Consider the following 23,678-nt stretch of genomic DNA (forward strand, 5'->3'; position numbering starts at 1 on the left):
CAGCTTTCACACTTAACCCAAACACATGAAGCCGGTTTCAAAAAAAGAAAATCTTAAACGAGAAATCGGTGTCAGGTCGTTAACGTTGGCCATTGTAAACATCACAGCCGGCTCGGGCATTTTTATTATCCCTGCAATTATTGCTGAAGATCTTGGTGCTGCTGCTATTCTTGCTTACCTGGTATGTGGCGCACTTATTTTTTTAATTGGTCTTTGCTTTGCCGAAGTGGGTTCCAAAACTTCTGTGAGTGGTGGCGTTTATAGTTATATAGAAACGGCTTTTGGTCCTTTTGCAGGATTCCTTGCTAATAATATCTATTGGCTTGGAGGATGCATTGTATCAGACGCAGCCATTGCCAATGCATTGGTTGATACGTTGAAATATTTTTTCCCTTTCTTAAGTAACGAAGTTTTCCGGGTAGTTTTATTAGTGTTTGTTTTTGTAACGATAACACTTATAAATATCCGAAGTGTAAAAAACGGTGTACGCCTCATTGAGTTTGCTGCACTCGGAAAATTAATTCCATTGATAGCAGTAGTAGTTGCAGGAGCAGCGTTTCTGTCACCAGAAAATCTACGCTGGACAATCGAACCAACTTTCAGCAATCTGGGCACAGCATCATTGCTTTTATTTTTCGCTTTTATCGGTTTAGATGGCCCTTTAAGTAATGGTGGTGAAATAAAAAATCCAAAACGCACTGTGCCGCTTGGAATATTTTTCGGCATAACGGCAGTATTACTTTTATACATCTCTATTCAGCTGGTAACACAAGGTGTGCTCGGTGCAACTGTTACAGCGCATAAAGATGCTCCGTTGGCTGCAGTGGCAAATATTGCGTTTGGCAAATGGGGAGCCATCATCATTATTGCAGCCAGTGCACTTTCAATGTTAGGTGCATTGGGTGGCGAAATACTTTCTATTCCACGGATCTTATTTGCCGGCGCAAGAGATGGACTACTGCCAAAGCCATTGGCGAAAGTTCACGACCGCTATTTTACGCCACATGTTGCCATTGCATTTTATGCGTCGTTGGGTTTGATACTGGCTATATCCGGTGGCTTTAAACAGCTTGCTACTATTGCCAGTGCAGCGGTGTTGATCATTTATCTGGGCGTTGTATTGTCTTCAGTAAAACTCAGGAGAAAAGATACCGTAACAACCGAAAAAACATTTCGTGTGCCTGGTGGCATCATTGTTCCATTGTTGGCTGCTGCCGGTATTATTTGGTTGCTATCGAATTTAACCAGAAATGAACTTACAGGTATTGGTCTGTTTATGATCGTGTTCTCTATTGCCTATTTCATTATGAAACAGGTAAAAAAGAAGAAGCAGGATAAAGAGAACAGTGGTTTGAAAGAATAACAATTTCATTAAAAAAAAGTACAGACAAAACAATTCCGCATGATGCAAAAAATAAAAGTTCTGCTTGTTGTACTGCTCTTTTCTGCAAGCGCAAGTGCACAAAGCACACAAGAAGAGAAAAGGGTACAGCAAGCCGTTGAAAATATGTTTGCCACCTTAACCAATGCTGATACGGCTGCGTTGAAAACATTTGTTGCGGCCAATGTGCATTTTTATGAGTATGGCCAGGTGTGGACGATTGATACATTGATTCAAAAAGTAATACAGGGTGCATCTGTACCTGGTTTCAAACGAACCAACAGCTTTGAGTTTGTAAGCACCACCATCAATAAAAATACGGCATGGGTTACCTATTATCTGCAATCAACCATTACCAGGAACGGGAAAGACGATATTGTAAAATGGATGGAAACAGTTGTTTTAATAAAACAAAAAAAACAGTGGAAAATAAATGTGTTGCATTCAACCAGATTGCCTAAAAATTAAAACCAGCTATATGAAAAAATTATTCACTTCGATTTGTATCATCTTGTCATTTACGGCTTTTGCCCAGTCAGCCATTGTATATGATATAGTGCTCAAAGGTGGCCGTGTGATTGATCCCGAAACAAAACTTGATGCTATCAGAAATGTGGGCATTCTCAACAACCGCATTGCACAGATCAGTAGTGAGGCCTTGCAGGGAAAACAAGTAATTGATGTAAGCGGCTTAGTTGTAGCACCGGGTTTTATTGATCTGCATATACATGGCCGCAGCAATGTGGAGCAGGAATACCAATTGCATGATGGCGTAACAACTGCTTTAGAATTGGAATGGGGAATTGAACATATTGGCAAATGGTACGAGTCAAGAAAAGGTAAAGCACTGATCAATTACGGTGCAAGTGTAAACTGGCCTTTTGAACGCTTTAAAGCAATTGGTAAATATCAGAACGCTGTAGATAGTTTACTACAAATGACACTGAAAGGAGAAGCAAACATTGGGGCAATGACCAACACTATTTTACGGGCCGCTGCTGAAACGATTTCTCCCGATGCATTGAATCAAACATTGGCAAACATTAAAGTATCATTGGCTGAAGGTGGTATTGGCATTGGGGCTCCTATTGGCTATTTGCCTAAAACAAATCCCAATGAAATGTACCAGGTGTATAAACTGGCTGGTGAGTTAAATGCACTTGTGTTTTCGCATGTACGGCAGCCGGATATTATTTCTATACAGGAAGCAATGGCTGTTGCAGTACTAACCAAAGCGCCGTTGCACATTGTACACATCAACAGTATGTCGCTGGGAAATATCGGACTGTCGCTGGAGATGGTAAATGCAGCAAACAAAAAAGGTTTTGACATCAGTACCGAATTATACCCTTATACCGCAGCTTCCACTTCGCTGCAAAGTGCCATGTTTGATGAAGGCTGGCAGCAACGGCTTGGCATTAGCTACAGCGATCTGCAATGGGTGGCAACAGGCGAACGCCTTACCAAAGAAACATTTGATGCCTTTCGCAAAACAAGCGGTGTGGTGATCATTCATGTGATGAAACCCGAATGGATTAAAATGGGTATTGCTGCTCCGGGTGTTATGATTGGTTCTGATGGAATGACGTATGCCAAGCTTGCACACCCTCGCACTGCCGGAACTTTCTCAAGAGTACTCGGTAAATATGTAAGAGAAGATAAAGTGATTGACTTAATTACTGCTCTTGAAAAAATGACGCTGCTTCCTGCAAAACGTTTAGAAAACATTGCACCATCCATGCGTTTCAAAGGACGAATACAGGTGGGTGCCGATGCTGATATCAGCATCTTCAACCCCAACACTATTATTGATAAAGCAACATTTGAAAAAGGACTTGATTTTTCAGCAGGTATTGAATATGTTATGGTGAACGGAAGTTTTGTATTGAAGAATGGAAAAACAGTAGCCAATGTTTTTGCGGGGCAGGCGGTGTATGGAAAGTTTAAAAATTAAAACAAAATGAACAACGTTCGAATTTCTTTACTCATTCTTTTCCTGCTGATTCACTTTAGTGTAAAGGCGCAGAATAAAGACTCAAAAGCTGTTATGAAATCCGTTAACGATTTCGTTACAGCGTTTAATCATTTTAACTGGGATACGTTTCGGGGATCATTCACTGATGATGCAACTATTTTTTATCCTTATTGGAGTCAAGCAAAACGGATACATGGCAGACAAGAAATTGAAAAAGCGTGGTTGACTATTTTCCCGGAATTTATAGATATCAATAATAGCAGAAAACTACAAATAAGCCCGAAGGACATCCATCTCCAACTCTACCAACAAAATGCAATTGTTACATTTCATTTAGGTGATGGACTAAATTCATTATCCAGAAGAACCTTACTAATGATAAAGGAAAAAGGAAGTTGGAAAATTGCTCATCTTCACGCCTCCTCTGTAACAAAAGACCCTGTTGTTTCGAAAGATACAAGTAAACTAAACATCGATGTTTTAAAAGCTTCGCCTGCCAATTTCAAATTATTATTAGAAAACGAGCATGTAAGAGTGCTTGAATATACGCTGAAGCCGGGCGAAAAAGATACAGCACATACGCACCCTGCCAAATCTTCTTATATAGTAACCGGAGGTAAAATAAAAGTACATTTTGAAAATGGCGAAACCATTTCAGTTGATGAAGTGGCCGGAACAGCTTCGTGGATGGGTTATACAGGTAAGCACTACGTAGAAAATATCGGCAACACAACTATAAAAATTGTAATAACGGAAGTTAAATCAGTGAGATAAATTTTTGAAATGAAAAAAACAAATAAGAATACATGCTAAAGAAAATCTCCATAGCTGTTTTTTGGTTTGCCTTCTTCGCATTCTTTTTATATAAACTGATACCGAAGTACAAGTATCTTACAAATAGTTCTCTTGAACATTGGGGAGATAAGACCTCATTTGATAACAGCGTTTTTGCCATCCATATTTTTTCAGGCATTATTGTGTATTGTGCCGCCATACTACAATTCACGCCTGCCATTCGGAACAGGTACATTTCCTTTCATCGAAAAACGGGCAAGCTCTATATTCTTTCATCGTTCATATGTATTACTACGTTGTACATAATGTTACCCAGGACAGGATGCACCGCCTGTATGCCTTCACAATTTACAGTAACCAGTTTATGGCTGCTGTTTATCCTGCTTGCTTATTATTTTATTAAGCAACGGAAAATAGTATTGCATCAACGCATGATGATCAGCAGTTTTATCTGTGCGGCTTATTTTGTAACGATAAGAGTCATTGACACATACGCCATGGGAGTATTCAATTCTTTATTTACCGATAAATCAACTGCATTTCTTGTATCAGACATATTTGTGTGGCTGCTGCCATTGTTATTCTTCAATTTGTATTGGTTCATAAATAAAAAAACTTTAAATAATGCAACGCAGAAACTTCATTAAACAATCATCGCTCACCGTAGTTGGCATGAGTGTATTTGGTTCTTTGTTATCGAACAGCAAAAAAGCAGGAGCCGCTTTAAGCGTAAACAGCAAGCGTATAGAACAACGCATTTTTGAACTGGCAAAATTTGGCATTGATGAAAAAGGCCGTGGTTACCGTGTTGCTTATACCAAAGGCGATATTGAAGGCCGTGCATGGTTTATGGAACTGATGAAAAAAGCAGGACTTGATCCAACCATTGATGCAGCAGGCAATATCATTGGTAAGCGCAAAGGAAAAAATCCATTACACAAACCAATTGCATTTGGTTCGCATATTGATATGGTGCCCGACGGTGGTAACTATGATGGTACACTCGGCTCCATCAGTGCATTGGAAGTAATTGAGATACTCAATGAAAACAATGTGGTTACAGAACATCCTTTGGAAGTGATCGTATTTGCTAATGAAGAAGGCGGCACCATTGGAAGTATGGCCATGGTGGGGAACTTAACTCCTGAAGGATTAAAACAAAAAAGCCAGAGTGGATTAACACAGGCAGAGGGCATCAAAGTTCTTGGTGGTAATCCAGATAATATTCAATCAGCGAAACGCACTAAAGGAGACATCCATGCATGGATTGAATTGCATATTGAGCAAGGCGGCATTTTAGAAAGAGAAAAGATACAGATCGGTGTGGTGGAAGGTATTGTGGGTATTGTGCATTGGGAAGTTACGGTTGAAGGTTTCGCTAATCATGCAGGTGCAACACCTATGAACCTTCGACAAGATGCGTTGCTGGCTGCATCAAAATTTATTATTGCTGTAAACGAAGTGGTGAACAGTGTAAAAGGAACACAGGTAGGTACTGTTGGAAAAATTGCAGTACAGCCCGGAGCTTACAATGTTATTCCCGGTAAAGTTGTGTTGGGTTTAGAGATCCGTGATTTAGATGCTGCAAAAATTGAAATGCTCTTTAAAGAAATGGAGAAGCGTGCAGCAACCATTGCCACATCAACCAAAACAAAGATCAGTTTTGAACGGCAGGCCAATGAATCAAAGCCTGCATTGACCGATAAAAAATTACAGCAGATCATCAATACATCAGCAAAAGCATTGGGCTTTACCACAAAGTTTATGCAAAGCGGTGCAGGTCATGATTCACAGGAAATAGCAGAGATAGCACCCGCTGCCATGATCTTTATTCCAAGTATTGGCGGCATCAGTCATTCATCTAAAGAATTTTCAACAGCAACAGATATGGCCAACGGAGCAAATGTGTTGTTGCAAACCATCTTAAAAATTGATAAAGATTAAGCAGGGCTTATACTTCTCAAATCATAAGAATTCAAACATGCACACTCAAAAAGATCAATCCGGCAATGAACGTGTTTATGCATTAGATGCCCTGCGTGGTATCATGATGTTACTCGGTCTTGTATTACATGCCGCATCAACATATTCTTTAAAAAGTGAATGGGGTACATGGAGGTCAAAGGACCCGGATAATAATTTTCCTTTTTTAGTGCTGGTAGAATACATTCATGCTTTTAGAATGCCCGTATTTTTTGTAGCAGCAGGTTTCTTTGGAGCTTTGCTGTATTACAAAAAGGGTCCCCAAGCACTTTTAAAAAACAGGTTGCAGCGAATTGTACTTCCATTTATTGCAGGAGTATTTATTATTTGGCCGTTGGTGCAAGCAGCATTTACTTTTTCCATGGCAGCATTTAAAGGAGTAGCCAATCCTTATGCAGAAGCGTGGCTGTCAATAAAATCTTTAGCGTTTATTCCCTTTAAGATGACTCATTTATGGTTTTTGTATTTCTTAGCCATACTTGCTTTGCTATGTTATCTCCTTGCTATGTTATTCAGAAAAGAAACTGCTTTTACAATTTCGTTCAACAAAGCAACAGCATACGTTTTAAAAAATTTCCGGTTAAGATTGGTAGTTGTAATAGCCTGTTATTTTCTAATGTTGGTATTTATGGGTACTGCAGGTATTATCACCAGCCTTACCTGGATACCTAATTTTGTTGTGCTCTTATTATACTTTGTTTTTTTTGGTTTGGGCTGGATGATTTACAAAACAGAAAGTCTTCAATTTCTAAAAACTAATTCAATTGCACAATTAACAGCAGCTACATTGTTATTTATAATTGCAGATTTTGTTCATTGGCAAAATACCGGTTGGGAGTATACCGTTAAGCAATTACTAACTGCTGTTTCCGGCACCTTATTCATTTTCGGATTCATTGCATTTTTCCTCACCTATTTTCATTCCTACTCTAAACGCTTAAGCTATTTAATGGAAGCATCTTACTGGGTATATATTATTCATTTGCCCATTATTGGTTTTATTCCCGGTCTTATGGCCGATAGTGGATTACCCGTCTTCCTGAAATTTGTTATTACCCTTACTGTTACCAGTGTTCTTTGTATGATCAGTTATAAATATTTTGTTAGGGGAACTTTTATTGGCATGTTCTTAAATGGCAAGGTGCACAAAAACACGGCAAGACAATCACTAAACTAAATGAGCATGGAAGAAAACAAACCCATCCACAACGAAGAAGAGCCTATGTCACCAAACAATGAAGAACAGTTGAACAACCCTTCAACTGATGAAACCATTATGCCTGCTGCCGAAACATCCGACGTCATCAATCCTACATCAGAAATAAAAGATATGGAAGTACATCACCACGCCCACGACCCTGCGGCACCGCACCATAAGAAAAACTGGAAAAGTTATTTCTGGGAATTTTTAATGTTATTTCTGGCTATTACACTTGGCTTTCTTGTAGAAAATCAACGTGAACATTATATAGAACACCTCCGGGCAAAAGAATTTGCAAAATCATTAATAAAAGATTTGGAAAGCGATAAATTGTCATCAGACTTTCACCAGATAAAGTCGGAGCGTTACATTGTTTTTGTAGATAGCTTGCTTCAGGTTTCTAAAAGAAAACTGGAAGGAAGAAATGCTGCTGCATTTTCCTTTTACACCCGATTTTTATACTGGACCGAAGCGTTTTCGTGGAACCGGGCCACGTTTGAGCAAATTAAAAATTCGGGTAGCCTTCGCTATTTTAAAAATTCTTCGCTGTTAGATAAATTAATGAAGTATGAAGCAATGGTAAATCAAACTGAAGGAGAATTCAGCAATCATCAAACAAGAGGAAACACTTTATTAAATACCATTAATGAAGTTATCGACCCATCTTACCATCAACTCTTATCAAAATACAGAATTGCATCTATCGATTCGTTGTCGTCGGCATTAATCGAAAATTACCTCTCAATTAATACGGAATCTCTCGAACCAAAAAGGGATAAGATAATGTTGCTGTTGAATATGGCCATTGTTCAGCAAAGGAATTTGCGTTTTAATATCGATAGCCGGTTAAAGCCAACGAAGTTGCTTGCTGATGAATTGATAAATGAACTTAAGAAAGAATATCACCTCAAATAAATTATGGAAGAAAATAAACCCATCCACAACGAAGAGGAAGCAAAGCCACCAAGCAATGAACAACAGTTGAACAATTCTTCAACTGATGAACCTATTGCTGAAGCTGAACAACCCATAACTCATAACCCACCACCCGTAACTGAACAAGATATGGAAGTACATCATCATGCCCACGACCCTGCGGCACCACATCACAAGAAAAACTGGAAAAGCTATTTCTGGGAATTTTTAATGTTGTTCCTCGCAGTATTCTGCGGATTTTTAGCAGAGAACCAACGGGAGCATTATATTGAAAAACTCCGGGCAAAAGAATATGCCAGAAGTCTTTTAAAAGATTTGCAGAAAGACACGGCTGATATAAGAAAAGCATCGTTGTATGAAGAACGGATCAGTAATATGATTGACAGTGTGGTTGGTTTTATCAGTAACCCGGCTACCGATCAAAAAACAGGGCGACTTTATTATTATATGCGAATGGCTTGCTGGAGATATAATGTTGACTGGAATAAATCCACCATGAACCAGCTGATCAACTCCGGCAACCTCAGATATTTTACCAATAGCCAGTTGGTTAGCTCTATCAGCAATTATAATACTCTTGCCAACATGATTACCACTTACGATGAAAACATCTATGAAAAAAACAATAAGGCTGTTGAATACAAATATCAAATTCTTGTGGCCAAATATGAACAGAGACTTTCGGTACTGAGTATGGATGATGTTGTTCACGGTAGAAAACAAGCATTCATTGATTCAATCAACCATTCAGATTTACCTTTACAGAAGAACGCTGCTGAAATGCTGAATGCCTTTGCCAACGCACTGCTGGACACAAAAAGCAACCGTAATTATCTACAAGTAAAAAATTATCCTCAAGCCACAGAGCTGGCCATTACAATAATGGAGTTGCTAAAAAAAGAATATCACCTTGAATAATTTATGGAAGAAAATAAACCCATCCACAACGAAGACGAAGTAAAGCCGCCAAACAATGAGCAACAGTTGAACAATCCTTCAACTGATGAAACCATTGTGCATTCTGCCGACACAGCAGAAATCATCAATCCACCATCAGAAATAAAAGATATGGAAGTACATCATCACTCACATGAAAGTCATGGAAAGAAAAACTGGAAATCTTATTTCTGGGAATTTTTAATGTTGTTCTTAGCTGTGTTCTGCGGATTTTTTGCAGAGTATCAGCTGGAGCATAAGATAGAAAGAGACAGGGCTAAACAATATGTATTGTCTTTTTATGAAGACCTCATAACTGATACCACACGTTTAAATGAAATGCTGCTTTACGATAAGGATAAGATCAAAGCACTTGATGAAATGGACCAATGCTTTGATACCATATCATTAAATCCTCTTTCTACCGAATGCATGACAAAACTTGTTCTTCACTCCAGGGCAAACCGAGCATTCAGTATAACAGAACGTACCATTACACAACTGGCAAATGCCGGTGGTTTCCGTCTTATGAAAAAAGAAGATGCAGACAGTATATTGATTTATATAAACAAATTTAAAGAGTACCAGGATTTTCAAATAACCGTCTTTCAGGAATCGGAGGATAATGTGCGTAATACAATGAATGAATTACTGGGTTTTAAAAATGCACAGTCTTTAATGCAGTTACCTATGTCATCTACCGGCACTACTTCTTCAAATATTTCTGCTGAAATGATGGCGCATGGCCCTCTTTTATTTTCTAATGACGCCTTTTTAATAAACAAATGGTTTAACCAGTTATCGGTTTACCTGCGTATAACAAAAAGACAACAACAGCAACTGCAAGGCCTGAATGAAAAAGCCAAAGATCTTATTAACTATTTCAAAACTAAATATCGTTTGAAATAATTTATGGAAGAAAATAAACCCATCCACAACGAAAAGGAAGTAAAACCGCCGATCTTACTGTGGTGATTAAATAATAGTTTATGAAAAAATTCATTATAATAATCTTCGTTCTCAGCACTATCACAGGTCTTTCACAACAGTCTGCAGAAGCAGAGAAAAAGATCATACTCGAAAAAGTAAACTTGTTTTTTCAATCGCTGGAAAATCAGGACACTTCATTATACGCCAGTCTTTTCCTGCCTGAAGCTCAAGGGTGGGCAGTACGGTTACGGAATGATTCGATCATATATACCTCGTGGCGAAACTCCGATCGTGTAAAAAGATTGATCAATCCATCAGCGATCGTACAGGAAAAATTAATCAGCTGCGAAATAAAAGTACATGAGCAAATAGCTATGGCCTGGGTGCCTTATACACTAAGTATAAGCGGCAAGTTCTCTCATTGTGGTGTGGATCTTTTCACCTTCATTAAAACCGGCCAGGGATGGAAGATAAATTCCTGTTCTTTCACCATTGAGCCAAACGGATGCGGAGCATTTGAACCAAAGGAAAAACAAGGCAATCTTTAGTTCAAACCAGGTTAACCGGAATTATATGAGTGAAGAGGAAAACAAAAAAAGCCCGCCGTCAACAGACGACAGTCCACAGCAAGACGTACAGTTGAATACTACTTCAACTGATGAAACCATTGTGCCTGCTGCCGGAACATCTGACATTACAAATCCTACATCAGACATAAAAGATATGGAAGTACATCATCACGCCCACGACCCTTCCGCACCGCATCATAAGAAAAACTGGAAATCTTATTTCTGGGAATTTTTAATGTTGTTCCTCGCAGTGTTCTGCGGGTTTTTAGCAGAATATCAGTTGGAGCATGTAATAGAAAACAGCAGGGAAAAACAATTCATTGAATCTTACATAGAGGATTTAAAAACAGATACGGCTTCCATCAACCGGAATCTTGCTTACCAACTATCAAGAAAAGAACAGTTGGATTCCATGATGAAGTTTTTAGAAACACAAACGATCAAAGGCAATGAGGGTGATTTTTATTATTTGGGAAGGGTTCTTATACGAACCAGGCGTTTTCAACCGAGCGACAGAACCATTACCCAGTTAAAAAATTCAGGGGCACTACGGCTTATCCGGAATGAACAGGCGGCGGACAGCATCATCAGTTATCAAAAACTGGTTGAAACAATTCTTGGCAATATAGCAGACGAGCGGGATGAACGAAGAGATGTTGATCCGTTGATGTCACTCATATTTGATCCCTATGTTTTTGATAAAATGCTGGACGATGACAACATCATACATAAACCGGCGGGTAATCCGCCATTGCGTTCGTATGATGCCTCGTTGCATAAGGATTTAGCTTATCGTATTCATCAATTAAAAGGGAGTAACAGGATTCTTGATACGAGGCTCACACAATTGCGTGAAAAGGCAGTCCGTATTATTGCATTTTTACAAAAAGAATATCATCTTGAATAAAAATAGAAACATGAAATCTATTTCACTACTTCTGCTTACTGCTCTCCTTGTTGTTAGCTGCAACTCCAACAAACAACAACGCCCTGCCGAAACATTTTACATGCCTGCAGAATGGGAACAACATGATGCTGTGTGGCTCGGTTGGGAAAAAGACAGTTCATTTGGTTACTATCCCACAGTTGTAAACATCATCAAAGCACTGGCGCCAAATGTTACAGTGAAGATTGCTTTTCACAATGATACATTGCTGCAAAAAGCAAAAGCTTATCTCGCATCGCAGGGCATAGACAGCAGTATGTATAAACCGTACATCGTACCGGGTGATCGTTATTGGATTCGTGATCATGGTGCTGCTTTTTTAGTAAATGGAAAAGGAGAACTGGGTGTTGCAGATTTTGGTTGGAATGGTTACGGGCTGCCGGGCTTTTTAAAAGAAAAGTACAACGGCAATATGGATAGTGTAACAAAATATATCGACCGCAGAAAAGAAATGATGAATAAAACGGGAAAGGTGGATAGTCTTATGGCAAAAACAGAAAACGCTGTTTTGTTTACAACCAATGTGGCACACGAAGGTGGCGCCATTGAAGTAAACGGTGCCGGCACATTGATCCTTTGTGAAGCAACCGTGTTACAACGAAACCCCGACATGACGAAAGCGTATATTGAAACAGAGTTTAAACGTGTGCTGGGTGTTACTAATATCATTTGGGTAAAAAAAGGTTTGGCCGATGATCCACTGCGTTACTTCAGACGCATCAGCGGCAATTATGTAGGTGGTGGCACCGGCGGGCATACCGATGAGTTTGTCCGCTTTTCCAATTCAACTACAATTTTGCTTGCATGGGTTGATGAAAAAGAAAAAGATCTTAATCCCATCAATCAAATGAACTACGAACGTATGAATGAGAATTACAACATTCTCAAAAATGCAAAAGACCAGGATGGAAAACCATTCAACATCATAAAAGTTCCTTTGCCTGATCTGCTTACAAAGAAAATACGGGCAAGAGAAAAAATTGATTCCGCTGAAATAACATTTGATGTGGAAGTAAACAGTTTTATTCCAACTGAAAAACCAAAAGTGGGCGATACACTGCTGAGAGTCCCCGCCAGCAGTTACATGAATTACTTAGTTACAAACGGAACTGTGTTGTTACCTACGTATACTGCTTCAGGTTCTTCCAAAGAAAAAGAAGATCAGGTACGTAAACTATTTGAAGAACAATTTCCCGGAAGATCAATTGTATTTATTGATGCGATGATGCTTAACTGGAATGGAGGTGGTATTCATTGCAGCACACAACAACAACCATCAAAGAAGAAATAAAACATTCGCTTTTTACATAAATGCTGTTTACATTAGTAAAACCACAACTCCACTGTAATGAGCATCGAAACAACTACTTCCTCCGACAATCAGCAACCATCACTCAAAAGAGTACTTGGTTTAACAACAGGTATTTTATTGGTAGCCGGAATGATGATCGGTTCCGGTGTATTCAAGAAGATCATTCCAATGGCGCAAACGGGCTTGAGTGAAACATGGATCATACTTGCATGGGTTGGCGCCGGTCTTGTTACCATGTTTGGGGCATTTACATTAGCAGGTCTTTCCACTTTAACAGAAGAATCAGGCGGCGTATATGAATACCTGCGTCTTTCGTTCGGAAATTTCTTTTCATTTATTTTCGGCTGGACCGATTTTGCCATTATGGGTTGTGCATCTGTTGCTGCATTAGGTTTCATTTTTGCACAGACAGTAAATGCAGTTATTCCATTAGGCAACCCGTTTCATTCATTAGAACATATTGCCATTGCAGGTTTTATTTTTCCTTTTGCGGAGGGTGGAATAAAAATACTTGCCATTGTTGCCATTGTAATTTTAACATGGATCAACTATCGGGGCGTAGAACATGGAGGTCTCATTAATAATATTGTTACATCAGCCAAGATCATTGGCATTCTTTTACTCATCATACTTGGTCTTAGTTTTTCGCCGGCAGAAACAACTCAAACTGCAGCTGCAGCAGAGGCAACAGCTCCTCTGCAAGGTGTTGCTTTGCTTAGTGCTGTGTTAGCTGCAATGCTTAGTGCATTCTGGGCATATGAAGGTTGGAGTAATCTTTCGTTTGTTACGGGTGAGATGAAAAACCCCAAACGCAATATTCCGATTGCTATCATGAGTGGTGTTGCCATTGCCATGACACTTTATGTACTGGCGAATTTATCTTACATGCATGTGTTACCACTTGAGGCATTAAGAGCAGTTGATCAAAGCCAGATCGGTGCAGCTGTTGTTGCGGAAGCCCTGCTTGGAAAAGCGGGACAAACTTTACTTGTAGTTCTCATCATGGTTTCGGTGTTTGGTACACTCAACGGAATCATCCTTTCACATGCAAGGGTTTATTACCGGATGGCGCAGGGAAATTTCTTTTTTAAAAATGCAGCCAAGGTACATCCCGTTCACCGCACACCTTCTGTTGCCTTAATTTATACGATGGTATGGAGTTGCATCTTGGTGGTGTCGGGCACGTTTGATATGCTTACCAACATGGTGATCTTTGCAGGATTCCTGTTTTATGGTTTAATTGGAGTAGCCTTGTTTAAAATGAAACGCAACGGAAGAATTACAGCAAAAGTGATTGGTTATCCTGTTATCCCTGCAATTATCCTGTTGTTTTCCATTGCCTTACTTATTAATACCATTTATACTCAACCAAAACAATCGCTGATTGGTTTAGCACTTGTGCTAAGTGGTGTGTTCTTTTATTTCTATTTCAAAAGAAACAATACCAAACCATGATAGGGTTGTTCAGCACTTTCTTGTACGTTATGTAAAACACTCAAATGAAAAGCCAAAAAAATAGAGTATTTTCCTAAACGATTTCACTGTAAAATACACCTGTCTCTCTTTTCAATCCAATTGTGTTGTTTCGCTTAGTTGCAGGCTTTCATAAAATTTCCGTAATTCCTTTCCTTATTTTTTATAGATGCGAAGTCTATAGAGGTTATCAGCAGTATACGTATATAAGTTGAATTAAACCCAAATTCTACAAGCTTTAATCAGCAAGAATGAAACTGACCAAAAAACTGGAAGCAGAAATCCTGAAATTATATAATGATTATTGGGATGCCTATCTCAAAGGTGATATAAAAACCTCTGTTTCTTTTTACGATAATCATATCACTGTTTTTGGTACCGCCAAAGGAGAAATCTTTACCAATAAAAAAGCGGCCGTAAAATTTTACAAGGCAACGGCTGATCAAATGACCGGCAAAGCTGAAATGCGCAAAAGGAAGATCGTAGTAAAACCGGCAGGTAATACCATTATTGTAAATGAACAATTTGATTTATATGTTTTAGCTGAAAAAGAGTGGGTGTTTTACGGGCACGTACGTCTTACTTCTATATTTGAACAAAAAGGGGATGCATGGAAAATAATTCTTCATCATGGTTCTTTTCCCGACAGCCGGACAGAAGAAGGCGAACAAATAGCAACGCAAAAAATAAAAAAAGAAAATCTTCAGCTTAAAGAAGCAGTACAACGCCGTACCGTTGAGCTGGAAAGCAAAAACAAAGAACTGGAAATAGAAGCGGCGTTGGAACGGGTTCGTACTGTAGCCATGGCTATGAAGAAGGCAGATGATATGCTCAGCATCTGTAAAACCATTTCACAGCAGTTAAAAAAATTAGGGGTTAAAGAAATACGTAATGTACAGACGGCTGTTATCCGTAAAGAAAAAGGCACTTATATCAACTATGAGTTTTATGCCGGGCACAATAAGCTTTTAGTTACAGAAGTAAGTTATACGGATCATCCCATGACAAAAGCATTTATTAAAAAAATGCTGGATGGCCCCAATGAATTTTTTAAACGGAGTTTGAAAGGAAGCAAAGTAAAGGAATGGTATGTCTTTCAAAAAAAATCAACCAACCAGTTTGTTGATGAGTATTTGCTTAAAGCAAGCTCACTCAATTATTACTGGTATTCATTAGGGCCGGTGGCATTGGGCGTTTCTACTTATGCAGCATTGAGCAATGAAGAACAGAAGTTGGTTATCCGCTTTCGCAATGTATTTGAACTGGCCTACCGCCGGTATCTCGATATTGAAAAAGCAACGGCACAGGCACGAGAGGCACAAATTGAATTAGCATTAGAAAGAGTTCGTGCAAGAGCAATGGCTATGCAGAATTCTGATGAACTTGCCGAACTTGTTTCTGTTTTATTCAGAGAACTGACTACGCTTGATTTTTCATTGACCAGCTGCATTATCTGGATAAGCGATACACAAACATCCACCAATACCTTATGGGTAACCAGTGCAGAAATGAATAAACCCGCAGAGCCTGTTCGATTAAAACCATTTCAACACGATTTCTTTCATTCCATCATTCATGCATGGAAAGAAAAAGATCCTAAATGGATCTATACATTAACAGGCAAAGAGAAGACAAGTTTTGAAAAAACTTTTTTTGCCAACGAGCCCAATATGCCCGGTGCTTTAAAGAAAGCTTTATCTGTTCCAAAAGAAGTTGTTTTCTCTGCTTCGTTTAACAACTTTGGAGCGTTGGAAATATTGGGTACTGAAGCCTTATCAGATGAAAAGTTCAGCATCCTTCATCGCTTTGGAAAAGTGTTTGATTCAAGCTATACCCGTTTCAATGATTTAAAACAAGCAGAAGCACAGGCAAGAGAAGCACAGATACAATTAGCACTTGAAAGGGTGCGTGCAAGAAGCATGGCCATGCATAAAAGTGAAGAGCTTGCAGATCTCTCACTTGAATTGGTGAAGCAGGTACAGGCTTTAGGAGTAGCCACGTGGTTTTGTGCATTCAATATAAACGATGAAGATCCCAACAGTTCACTGGAATGGGGCAGTAATGGACAAGGTACGTTTCCGCAATACAGAACGCCACGAGAAGGAGTTTTTCTTCGTTACTATAATGCCGCACAAAATGGAAAGACTTTTTTTATAAACGAGATCGGTGAAAACGAATGTCCTGCTCACTATGAGTATTTATGCAGTTTGCCAGGTGTAGGAGATCAGTTACTGCAAATGAAAAATGCCGGTATTCCCTTTCCTGCTTCGCAAATTGATCATGTAGCTTTTTTCAAATATGGCTACTTACTCTTTATCACTTATGAACCGGTTCCCGAAGCGCATGAAATTTTTATGCGTTTCGCAAAAGTATTCGAACAAACCTATACCCGTTTCCTTGATCTGCAAAAAGCAGAAGCACAAGCGAAAGAAGCACAGATAGAATTAGGCCTTGAAAGAGTTAGGGCAAGAGCAATGGCGATGTACAACTCAAAAGAATTAAGCAACCTTGTTGCGTTGCTCTTTGAGGAACTAACAAAGCTTGACTTAATTCTTTTCCGTTGTATTATCTGGATATTTGATCCGAAAACACTGACAGCAAGATTATGGATGGCTAATGCTGAAGACAAACACAACGCAGAAAGCTATTTCATAAAACGCCTTAAGCACCCATACTACGATGCAATTATAAATGGATGGAAAGAAAGAACTCACAAATGGGTATATGAGTTACAGGGAGATGAGAAAAAAACAATTGATCACTTACTACTGAACGAAACAGAACTTTCACGGCTTCCAAAAGCGGTTAAAAAAGGAATTTTAACTTCTAAGCATACCACCGTCTCAGGATCATTCAACAATTTTGGATTAATAGAAGCATCAGGCCCTGCGCAACATACGGATGAACAGTTAGATATTCTTTTCAGGTTTGCAAAAGTGTTTGATCAGTCTTATACACGTTTCCTCGATCTGCAAAAAGCAGAAACACAGGCAAGAGAAGCAAAGATAGAAGCGGCGTTGGAAAAAGTAAGGGCCCGTTCATTGGCTATGCAAAAGCCGGCAGAACTTATGGAAGTAGCCAGCTTATTAAGAACAGAAATGGGAAAGCTGGGCGTTGAAGAACTGGAAACAATTTCAATTTATATTGTTGATGAAGAAAAACAATCTGCTGAATGTTGGTATGCTATCAAAGACATACGGGAAGAAAGTAAAAGATTGGTGAGCGATGAAATAACGTTAATATTAAACGATACCTGGGTTGGAAAAGAAATGTGGAAGTTCTGCCAGTCAGCGAAGCAACAAACTTCCATTATCATGAAAGGTACTAACCGTAAAGAATGGATCAACTATTGTGCAGATCGTTCAACTGTTTTACAAGGTTATTATGGTACTGAAATTCCTGAACGCACTTATCATTTGCTGAAATTTCCCGGTGGTTATATGGGTGCTGCTTCTCCCGGAGAAATATCAGCTGAAAGTTGGGATTTATTAAAACGGGCTGCAGCTGTTTTTTCATTGGCATATACCCGTTTTAAAGATTTGCAGGAAGCAGAAGCAAGAACAAAAGAAGCACAGATCGAATTAGCCTTGGAAAGAGTTAGGGCCAGAACCATGGCCATGCAGCACAGTAACGAATTACCGGATGCTGCAACAATTCTGTTCCAGCAAGTACAATCATTAGGTATGCCTGCATGGAGTGCAGGTTATTGTATCTGGAATGATGAACAACAAAATGCTGTTACACTATGGATGAGTAGTGAAGGAGTATTGCAACCACCCTTTACAGCCCCTACCACAAAAGATGAGTTATTTATTCAGATGCGAAAGGGACAGGAAGATGGAAAAACATTTCATGTAGTAGAAATGGGAGGGAAAAAATTAGTGAAGCATTACCAGTATATGCGTTCGCTACCGGTGGTGGGTGAAATCCTTGATTCAATTATTGCAGCAGGACATCCTTTACCCACTTTCCAGATCATGCATCATGCCTACTTTTCCAAAGGTTTTCTTTTGTTTATTACATATGAACCTGTTCCGGATGCACATGATATTTTCCAACGCTTTGCGAGTGTGTTCGATCAAACCTATACCCGTTTTCTCGATCTGCAAAAAGCAGAAGCACAGGCACGGGAAGCACAGATTGAAGCAGCGTTGGAGAGAGTAAGGAGCCGTACGATGGCCATGCAAAAAAGCGAAGAACTAAAAGAAATAATTAAGGTAGTGTATGAGCAGTTGGTTCATATAAACATTGCAGTTGAGCATGCCGGCTTTATTATGGATTATAAAGAAAGTGATGATATGCATATCTGGCTGGCTGATCAACATTATATTCCCTCAGAGATAACCATTCCTTATTTTGATTCGCCCCACTGGAACAGTTTTAAAGAAGCAAAAGCAAAAGGCAGAGAATTTTTTGCCAATCATTTAAACTTTGAAGAAAAGAATAAATTCTACAAAGACCTCTTTGCTTTATTTCCTGTGCCCGATAAAGACAAAGAATATTACTTCACTTGCCCCGGTCTTGCCATATCAACTGTATTATTGGATGATGTTGGCTTGTACATTGAAAATTTTTCAGGCACTCCTTATACAGAGGAAGAGAATACTACACTGATGCGTTTTGGAAAAGTATTTCAGCAAACCTATACCCGTTTCCTTGACTTACAAAAAGCAGAAGCACAGGCAAGAGAATCTCAAATTCAATTAGCATTGGAAAGAGTTCGGGCAAGAACAATGGCCATGCAGCATAGCGATGAGTTACGGGAAGTGGTACAAACGATGTATCATCAGTTACAAACCCTCCATTTTAATGCAAACGCAAGCAACATTGTTATTGCGGATAAACACACCGGCAACAGAGAATTTTGGATTGCTGGCTTTGCTCAGGATCAATATCCGGAAAGCTACAAAGTCCCCTATTTCAACCATCCGTATGTAGATGCACAACTGACTGCCTGGAGAAACGGCGAAGCGTACAGTGTATTTGAATATACCGGTGAAATGAAAAAAACATACGATGCTGTTTTTTTTACAAAGACTGATTTTAAAAAAGTTCCGGCCAAAGCAAAGGCAACAATGATTGCAATACCGTTTCTAAAGTTCTCAACGGCATTTTTTTCACATGGTTACCTGCAGACATTAAGTAAAGATGAGCTTACAGAAGAAAATGCCACCATTCTTCAGCGTTTCGCAAAAGTGTTTGAACAGACGTACACCCGCTTCCTGGACTTAAAAAAAGCAGAAGCACAGGCAAGAGAAGCACAGATTGAAGCGGCGTTGGAAAGAGTAAGAAGCAGAACAATGGCGATGCATAAAAGCGATGAACTGCCCGAGACATCTCATATTCTTTTTGAACAGATGAAAGAGTTGGGCGAACCCGTAGAACAACTCACTATCGGAATTATAAACGAGGAAAATCATGTAGTGGAAATTTCAGCAACACTGCTTGGTGACACATTGAAGAAAATTTACAACCACAGTATTGATGAACCTTACATGATGGCTAAAGTTTATAAGGCGTGGAAAAAGCAACAAAAAACATTAGTTGTAGAGTTGAGGGGAGATGAATTGAATGCCTATAACCAGTATAGAAATGAGTTGACAAATTCGAAAATGTTCCCCACTAATCTTGGAAAGGAACAGCAGCGAATTGTATGTGCAGCATTTTTTTCGAAAGGAATGTTGGCTTTAGGTGCCAATGAAAAACGACCTCCAGAGTCATTGCAATTGTTGCTAAAGTTTGCATCAGTGTTTGACCTTACTTATACCCGTTTCCTCGACTTACAAAAAGCAGAAGCACAAACAAGAGAAGCAAAAATTGAAGCATCGCTTGAAAGAGTTAGAAGCAAAGCAATGGCCATGCACAATACGCAGGATTTATCGGATACCATCCATGTGTTCTACAGAGAGCTGCAAATGTTCAGCATTACGCCAAGAAGATGTGGCGTGGGTTTGCTTGATAAGCAAAGCCGCAGCGGAGAATTGTTTACTTGGAACACAACTGAACATGGCGAAAGTCTTGAGCTGGTAGGTCGTTTAATTATGGAAGGTCATCCTGTATTGGAAAAAGTATATGAGGGATGGCTTACACAAACCGATTATTATCCTGTATTAAGAGGCGACGAAATAAAGGAGTATTACAAAGTGATACGGCCACAAATATCCTTTCCTGATTATGCACATGATGAAGTACAATATGGGTATTTCTTCTTCTTTAATGAAGGTGGCGTGTATGCATGGACAGAAAAAGAAATGAAAGAAGATGAATTACAGATTTACCGCAGGTTTACATCAGTGCTTAGTCTTACCTATAAACGTTACAAAGATTTGCAGCAGGCTGAAACCCTTGCAGTGAAAGCAGAACAGGATTTGATTTTATTGAAAGAAGAAAAAAAACGTACCGAAGATGCATTGAATGAATTACAGGCTGCACAAAAACAACTGATACAATCAGAAAAAATGGCCTCATTGGGAGAACTCACTGCAGGCATTGCCCATGAAATTCAAAACCCATTAAACTTCGTTAATAATTTTTCGGAGGTAAGTACAGAGCTGATCGATGAAATGAATGAAGAAATAGCAAAAGGAAATGTAGATGATGCAAAACAGATAGCAGAAGATTTAAAGCAAAATCTTGAAAAAATAAATCATCATGGCAAACGTGCAGGCGATATTGTAAAAGGAATGTTACAACACAGCCGCAGCAGCAGTGCTACCAAAGAACCAACAAATATTAATAAACTGGCTGATGAATATTTGCGGTTAGCCTATCATGGTCTTCGTGCAAAAGACAAAACTTTCAATGCAACCATGAAAACAGACTTTGATGAAAGCATCGGTAACATCAACATTATTCCACAGGATATTGGAAGAGTAATTCTGAATTTGATTACTAATGCATTTTATGCAGTGAATGAAAAGGCAAAACAAAACATAGTAGGTTTTGAGCCTACAGTTGAAGTAAGTACAATGAAAGAAGACAACACGGTTTTGATTGCAGTAAAGGACAATGGCAGCGGCATTCCTCAAAAAGTATTGGATAAAATATTTCAACCATTCTTTACCACTAAACCAACAGGACAAGGGACGGGTTTAGGATTGAGTTTAAGTTATGATATTGTAAAAGCACATGGTGGTGAATTGAAGGTAGAGACGAAAGAAAGAGAGGGTTCAACATTTACTATTCAATTATAAAATCAACTATGCAATGAAGTTTATTTTTAAATTATTGCTTTTACTTTTTATTCCTTTTTTTTCAGATGCACAGTTGATATTATCAGATAGTCTGGTAAATGCATATAAGAACGCTGCTAATGATTCCATGCGATTCGCATTGAACCGTCGGTTGCTATCTTATTATGTAAATACCAACCTTGACTCTGCACTTAAATATGCTGAAATTGGTGTACAGATTGCTCAAAAAAATAACATGAAACTGGCTGAAGCAGTCGCTTCATCTACGCTTGCATGGCAACTACAAAACAAAGGCAGATATGCGGAATCCTTAAAATATTATTTGTCAGCATTCACAATAGCTGAGAATCCTGAAATTGAAAAAAGCAATGAGTGGAATATTGCAGAAGATAAACCACTTTCTTATCAAAGACTATCAATTCTGGCAAACAATCATGTTCAGTTTTCGTGGCTATTGGGAAGAATAAAAAACTATGATAAACAATTGTTTCATCTTAACGAAGCAATAAGAATTTCTGAGGAGACCGAAAATAAGTACAGATTGATGGTTGCGACCAATGATTTGGGTGCACTATATCTTAAGTTGAACAAACCTGATTCTGCCCTTCTGTTTTCAATCAGGGCAGAAAAAATTGGAAAAGAACTTAATGATAAAATCTATTATTGTTATATCCTGGTGGATCTTGGATATATCTATTGGAAGAAAGGAAATAAGGATCTTGCACTTAGCTATTACCATTTGGGAATTGAACGAGCAAATGAGCAGCGATTTCTTAGTGCTCTGGCCAGAGGATATTTAAGACTTTGCGAATATTACCTTGCTGAAAGCAAAAAAGATTCTTCACTTTACTACGCAAAACTTTTTGAGCAAACACTAAATTCTCAGGGGCGGGTTGAACGGGAAAATCAGGATATTGGGGTGGCATATGAAAAAATATATCAAAGCTACTTGTTACAGGGTCAACAGGATAGTATTAAGAAATATGCCGGACTCACTATTGTAGCTAAAGACAGTATTTCCAATTATAGATTACAAAATATGGCTGCCTTTCAACAAGCTTTGTTAGAAGACCAATTACGGCTTCAGAATATTGAAAAGGAAAAGAATGAATTTCAAAATATGATCAGAACCTATATACTATCTGCAGGACTTATTGTAATTCTCTTAATAGCATTCTTACTTTACAGGAATAACCGACAGAAGCATACTGCCAATCTTGTTCTGCAAGAGCAAAAAGATAAAGTGGAAAATACTTTACACGAACTCAAATCCACCCAATCTCAACTAATTCAATCAGAAAAGATGGCCTCATTGGGAGAACTCACTGCAGGCATTGCCCATGAAATTCAAAACCCATTAAACTTCGTTAATAATTTTTCGGAGGTAAGTACAGAGTTGATCGATGAAATGAATGAAGAAATAGCGAAAGGAAATGTAGATGATGCAAAACAGATAGCAGAAGACTTAAAGCAAAATCTTGAAAAAATAAATCACCACGGCAAACGTGCAGGCGATATTGTCAAAGGAATGTTACAGCACAGCCGCAGCAGCAGTGCTACCAAAGAGCCAACGGACATCAATAAACTGTCTGATGAATATTTCAGGTTAGCCTATCATGGTCTTCGTGCAAAAGACAAAACCTTTAATGCCGGAATGAAAACAGACTTTGATGATAGCATTGGCAAAGTTAATATGATTCCGCAGGATATTGGAAGAGTGATTCTTAATCTGATCACGAATGCGTTTTATGTTGTAGATGAGAAGAAGAAGTCAGGAATCATAAATTACGAGCCCATGGTTACTGTAACCACAAAAAATAAAATAAACAAAGTTGAGATCAGCGTAGCAGACAATGGTAACGGCATCCCGAAAAAAGTGATGGATAAAATCTTTCAGCCATTCTTTACTACCAAACCAACCGGACAGGGAACAGGTTTAGGTTTGAGTTTAAGTTATGATATTGTAAAAGCTCATCACGGTGAGTTGAAAGTGGAAACAATAGAAGGTGAAGGAACAGTATTCAGTATTATTTTACCCAAATAAATCA

The 23,678-nt window shown here is 38.8% G+C and carries 16 protein-coding genes; all 16 read left to right on the forward strand.

The window, feature by feature from the left end; translation table 11 throughout:
- Window positions 1-25 precede the first annotated feature (25 nt).
- On the forward strand, window positions 26-1,363 hold the full coding sequence (locus tag WG954_RS05105) for an APC family permease (RefSeq protein ID WP_340434263.1): 1,338 nt from the start codon (window positions 26-28) through the stop codon (window positions 1,361-1,363).
- Window positions 1,364-1,402: 39 nt separating this feature from the next.
- Window positions 1,403-1,849 (forward strand): nuclear transport factor 2 family protein, encoded by a 447-nt coding sequence (locus WG954_RS05110; RefSeq protein ID WP_340434264.1) that lies wholly within the window; start codon window positions 1,403-1,405, stop codon window positions 1,847-1,849.
- 10 nt (window positions 1,850-1,859) lie between these two features.
- Window positions 1,860-3,335 carry an amidohydrolase family protein gene (locus WG954_RS05115; protein ID WP_340434265.1) on the forward strand — a complete coding sequence of 492 codons (1,476 nt, stop codon included), beginning with the start codon at window positions 1,860-1,862 and terminating at the stop codon, window positions 3,333-3,335.
- 6 nt (window positions 3,336-3,341) lie between these two features.
- The gene (locus tag WG954_RS05120; RefSeq protein WP_340434267.1) at window positions 3,342-4,130 is read left to right on the forward strand and encodes a nuclear transport factor 2 family protein; all 789 of its coding nucleotides are present in this window, start codon (window positions 3,342-3,344) and stop codon (window positions 4,128-4,130) included.
- Between the two features lie 32 nt (window positions 4,131-4,162).
- On the forward strand, window positions 4,163-4,798 hold the full coding sequence (locus WG954_RS05125) for a DUF2306 domain-containing protein (protein ID WP_340434270.1): 636 nt from the start codon (window positions 4,163-4,165) through the stop codon (window positions 4,796-4,798).
- Window positions 4,776-6,095 (forward strand): Zn-dependent hydrolase, encoded by a 1,320-nt coding sequence (locus tag WG954_RS05130; RefSeq protein WP_340434271.1) that lies wholly within the window; start codon window positions 4,776-4,778, stop codon window positions 6,093-6,095. The genes WG954_RS05125 and WG954_RS05130 overlap by 23 nt, the downstream gene beginning before the upstream one ends.
- Before the next feature lie 37 nt (window positions 6,096-6,132).
- On the forward strand, window positions 6,133-7,311 hold the full coding sequence (locus tag WG954_RS05135; protein WP_340434272.1) for an acyltransferase family protein: 1,179 nt from the start codon (window positions 6,133-6,135) through the stop codon (window positions 7,309-7,311).
- Between the two features lie 6 nt (window positions 7,312-7,317).
- Window positions 7,318-8,250 carry a hypothetical protein gene (locus WG954_RS05140; RefSeq protein ID WP_340434274.1) on the forward strand — a complete coding sequence of 311 codons (933 nt, stop codon included), beginning with the start codon at window positions 7,318-7,320 and terminating at the stop codon, window positions 8,248-8,250.
- 3 nt (window positions 8,251-8,253) lie between these two features.
- Complete coding sequence (locus tag WG954_RS05145) at window positions 8,254-9,189, forward strand: hypothetical protein (protein ID WP_340434276.1); 936 nt, start codon at window positions 8,254-8,256, stop codon at window positions 9,187-9,189.
- Window positions 9,190-9,192: 3 nt separating this feature from the next.
- Entirely contained in the window at window positions 9,193-10,116 is a 924-nt protein-coding gene (locus WG954_RS05150; RefSeq protein ID WP_340434278.1) for a hypothetical protein, read from the forward strand.
- A gap of 80 nt (window positions 10,117-10,196) precedes the next feature.
- On the forward strand, window positions 10,197-10,685 hold the full coding sequence (locus WG954_RS05155) for a hypothetical protein (protein ID WP_340434280.1): 489 nt from the start codon (window positions 10,197-10,199) through the stop codon (window positions 10,683-10,685).
- Window positions 10,686-10,710: 25 nt separating this feature from the next.
- The gene (locus WG954_RS05160) at window positions 10,711-11,613 is read left to right on the forward strand and encodes a hypothetical protein (protein ID WP_340434283.1); all 903 of its coding nucleotides are present in this window, start codon (window positions 10,711-10,713) and stop codon (window positions 11,611-11,613) included.
- 10 nt (window positions 11,614-11,623) lie between these two features.
- Entirely contained in the window at window positions 11,624-12,943 is a 1,320-nt protein-coding gene (locus WG954_RS05165) for an agmatine deiminase family protein (protein ID WP_340434285.1), read from the forward strand.
- A 57-nt stretch (window positions 12,944-13,000) separates the two neighbouring features.
- Entirely contained in the window at window positions 13,001-14,419 is a 1,419-nt protein-coding gene (locus tag WG954_RS05170) for an APC family permease (RefSeq protein ID WP_340434287.1), read from the forward strand.
- Between the two features lie 269 nt (window positions 14,420-14,688).
- A complete protein-coding gene (locus WG954_RS05175) occupies window positions 14,689-21,630 on the forward strand; it encodes an ATP-binding protein (RefSeq protein WP_340434288.1) in 6,942 nt (2,313 codons plus the stop codon).
- 13 nt (window positions 21,631-21,643) lie between these two features.
- Window positions 21,644-23,674 (forward strand): tetratricopeptide repeat-containing sensor histidine kinase, encoded by a 2,031-nt coding sequence (locus tag WG954_RS05180; protein WP_340434290.1) that lies wholly within the window; start codon window positions 21,644-21,646, stop codon window positions 23,672-23,674.
- Window positions 23,675-23,678: the final 4 nt, after the last annotated feature.

It is taken from the genome of Lacibacter sp. H375, from assembly GCF_037892425.1.
Classification (GTDB): Bacteria; Bacteroidota; Bacteroidia; order Chitinophagales; family Chitinophagaceae; genus Lacibacter.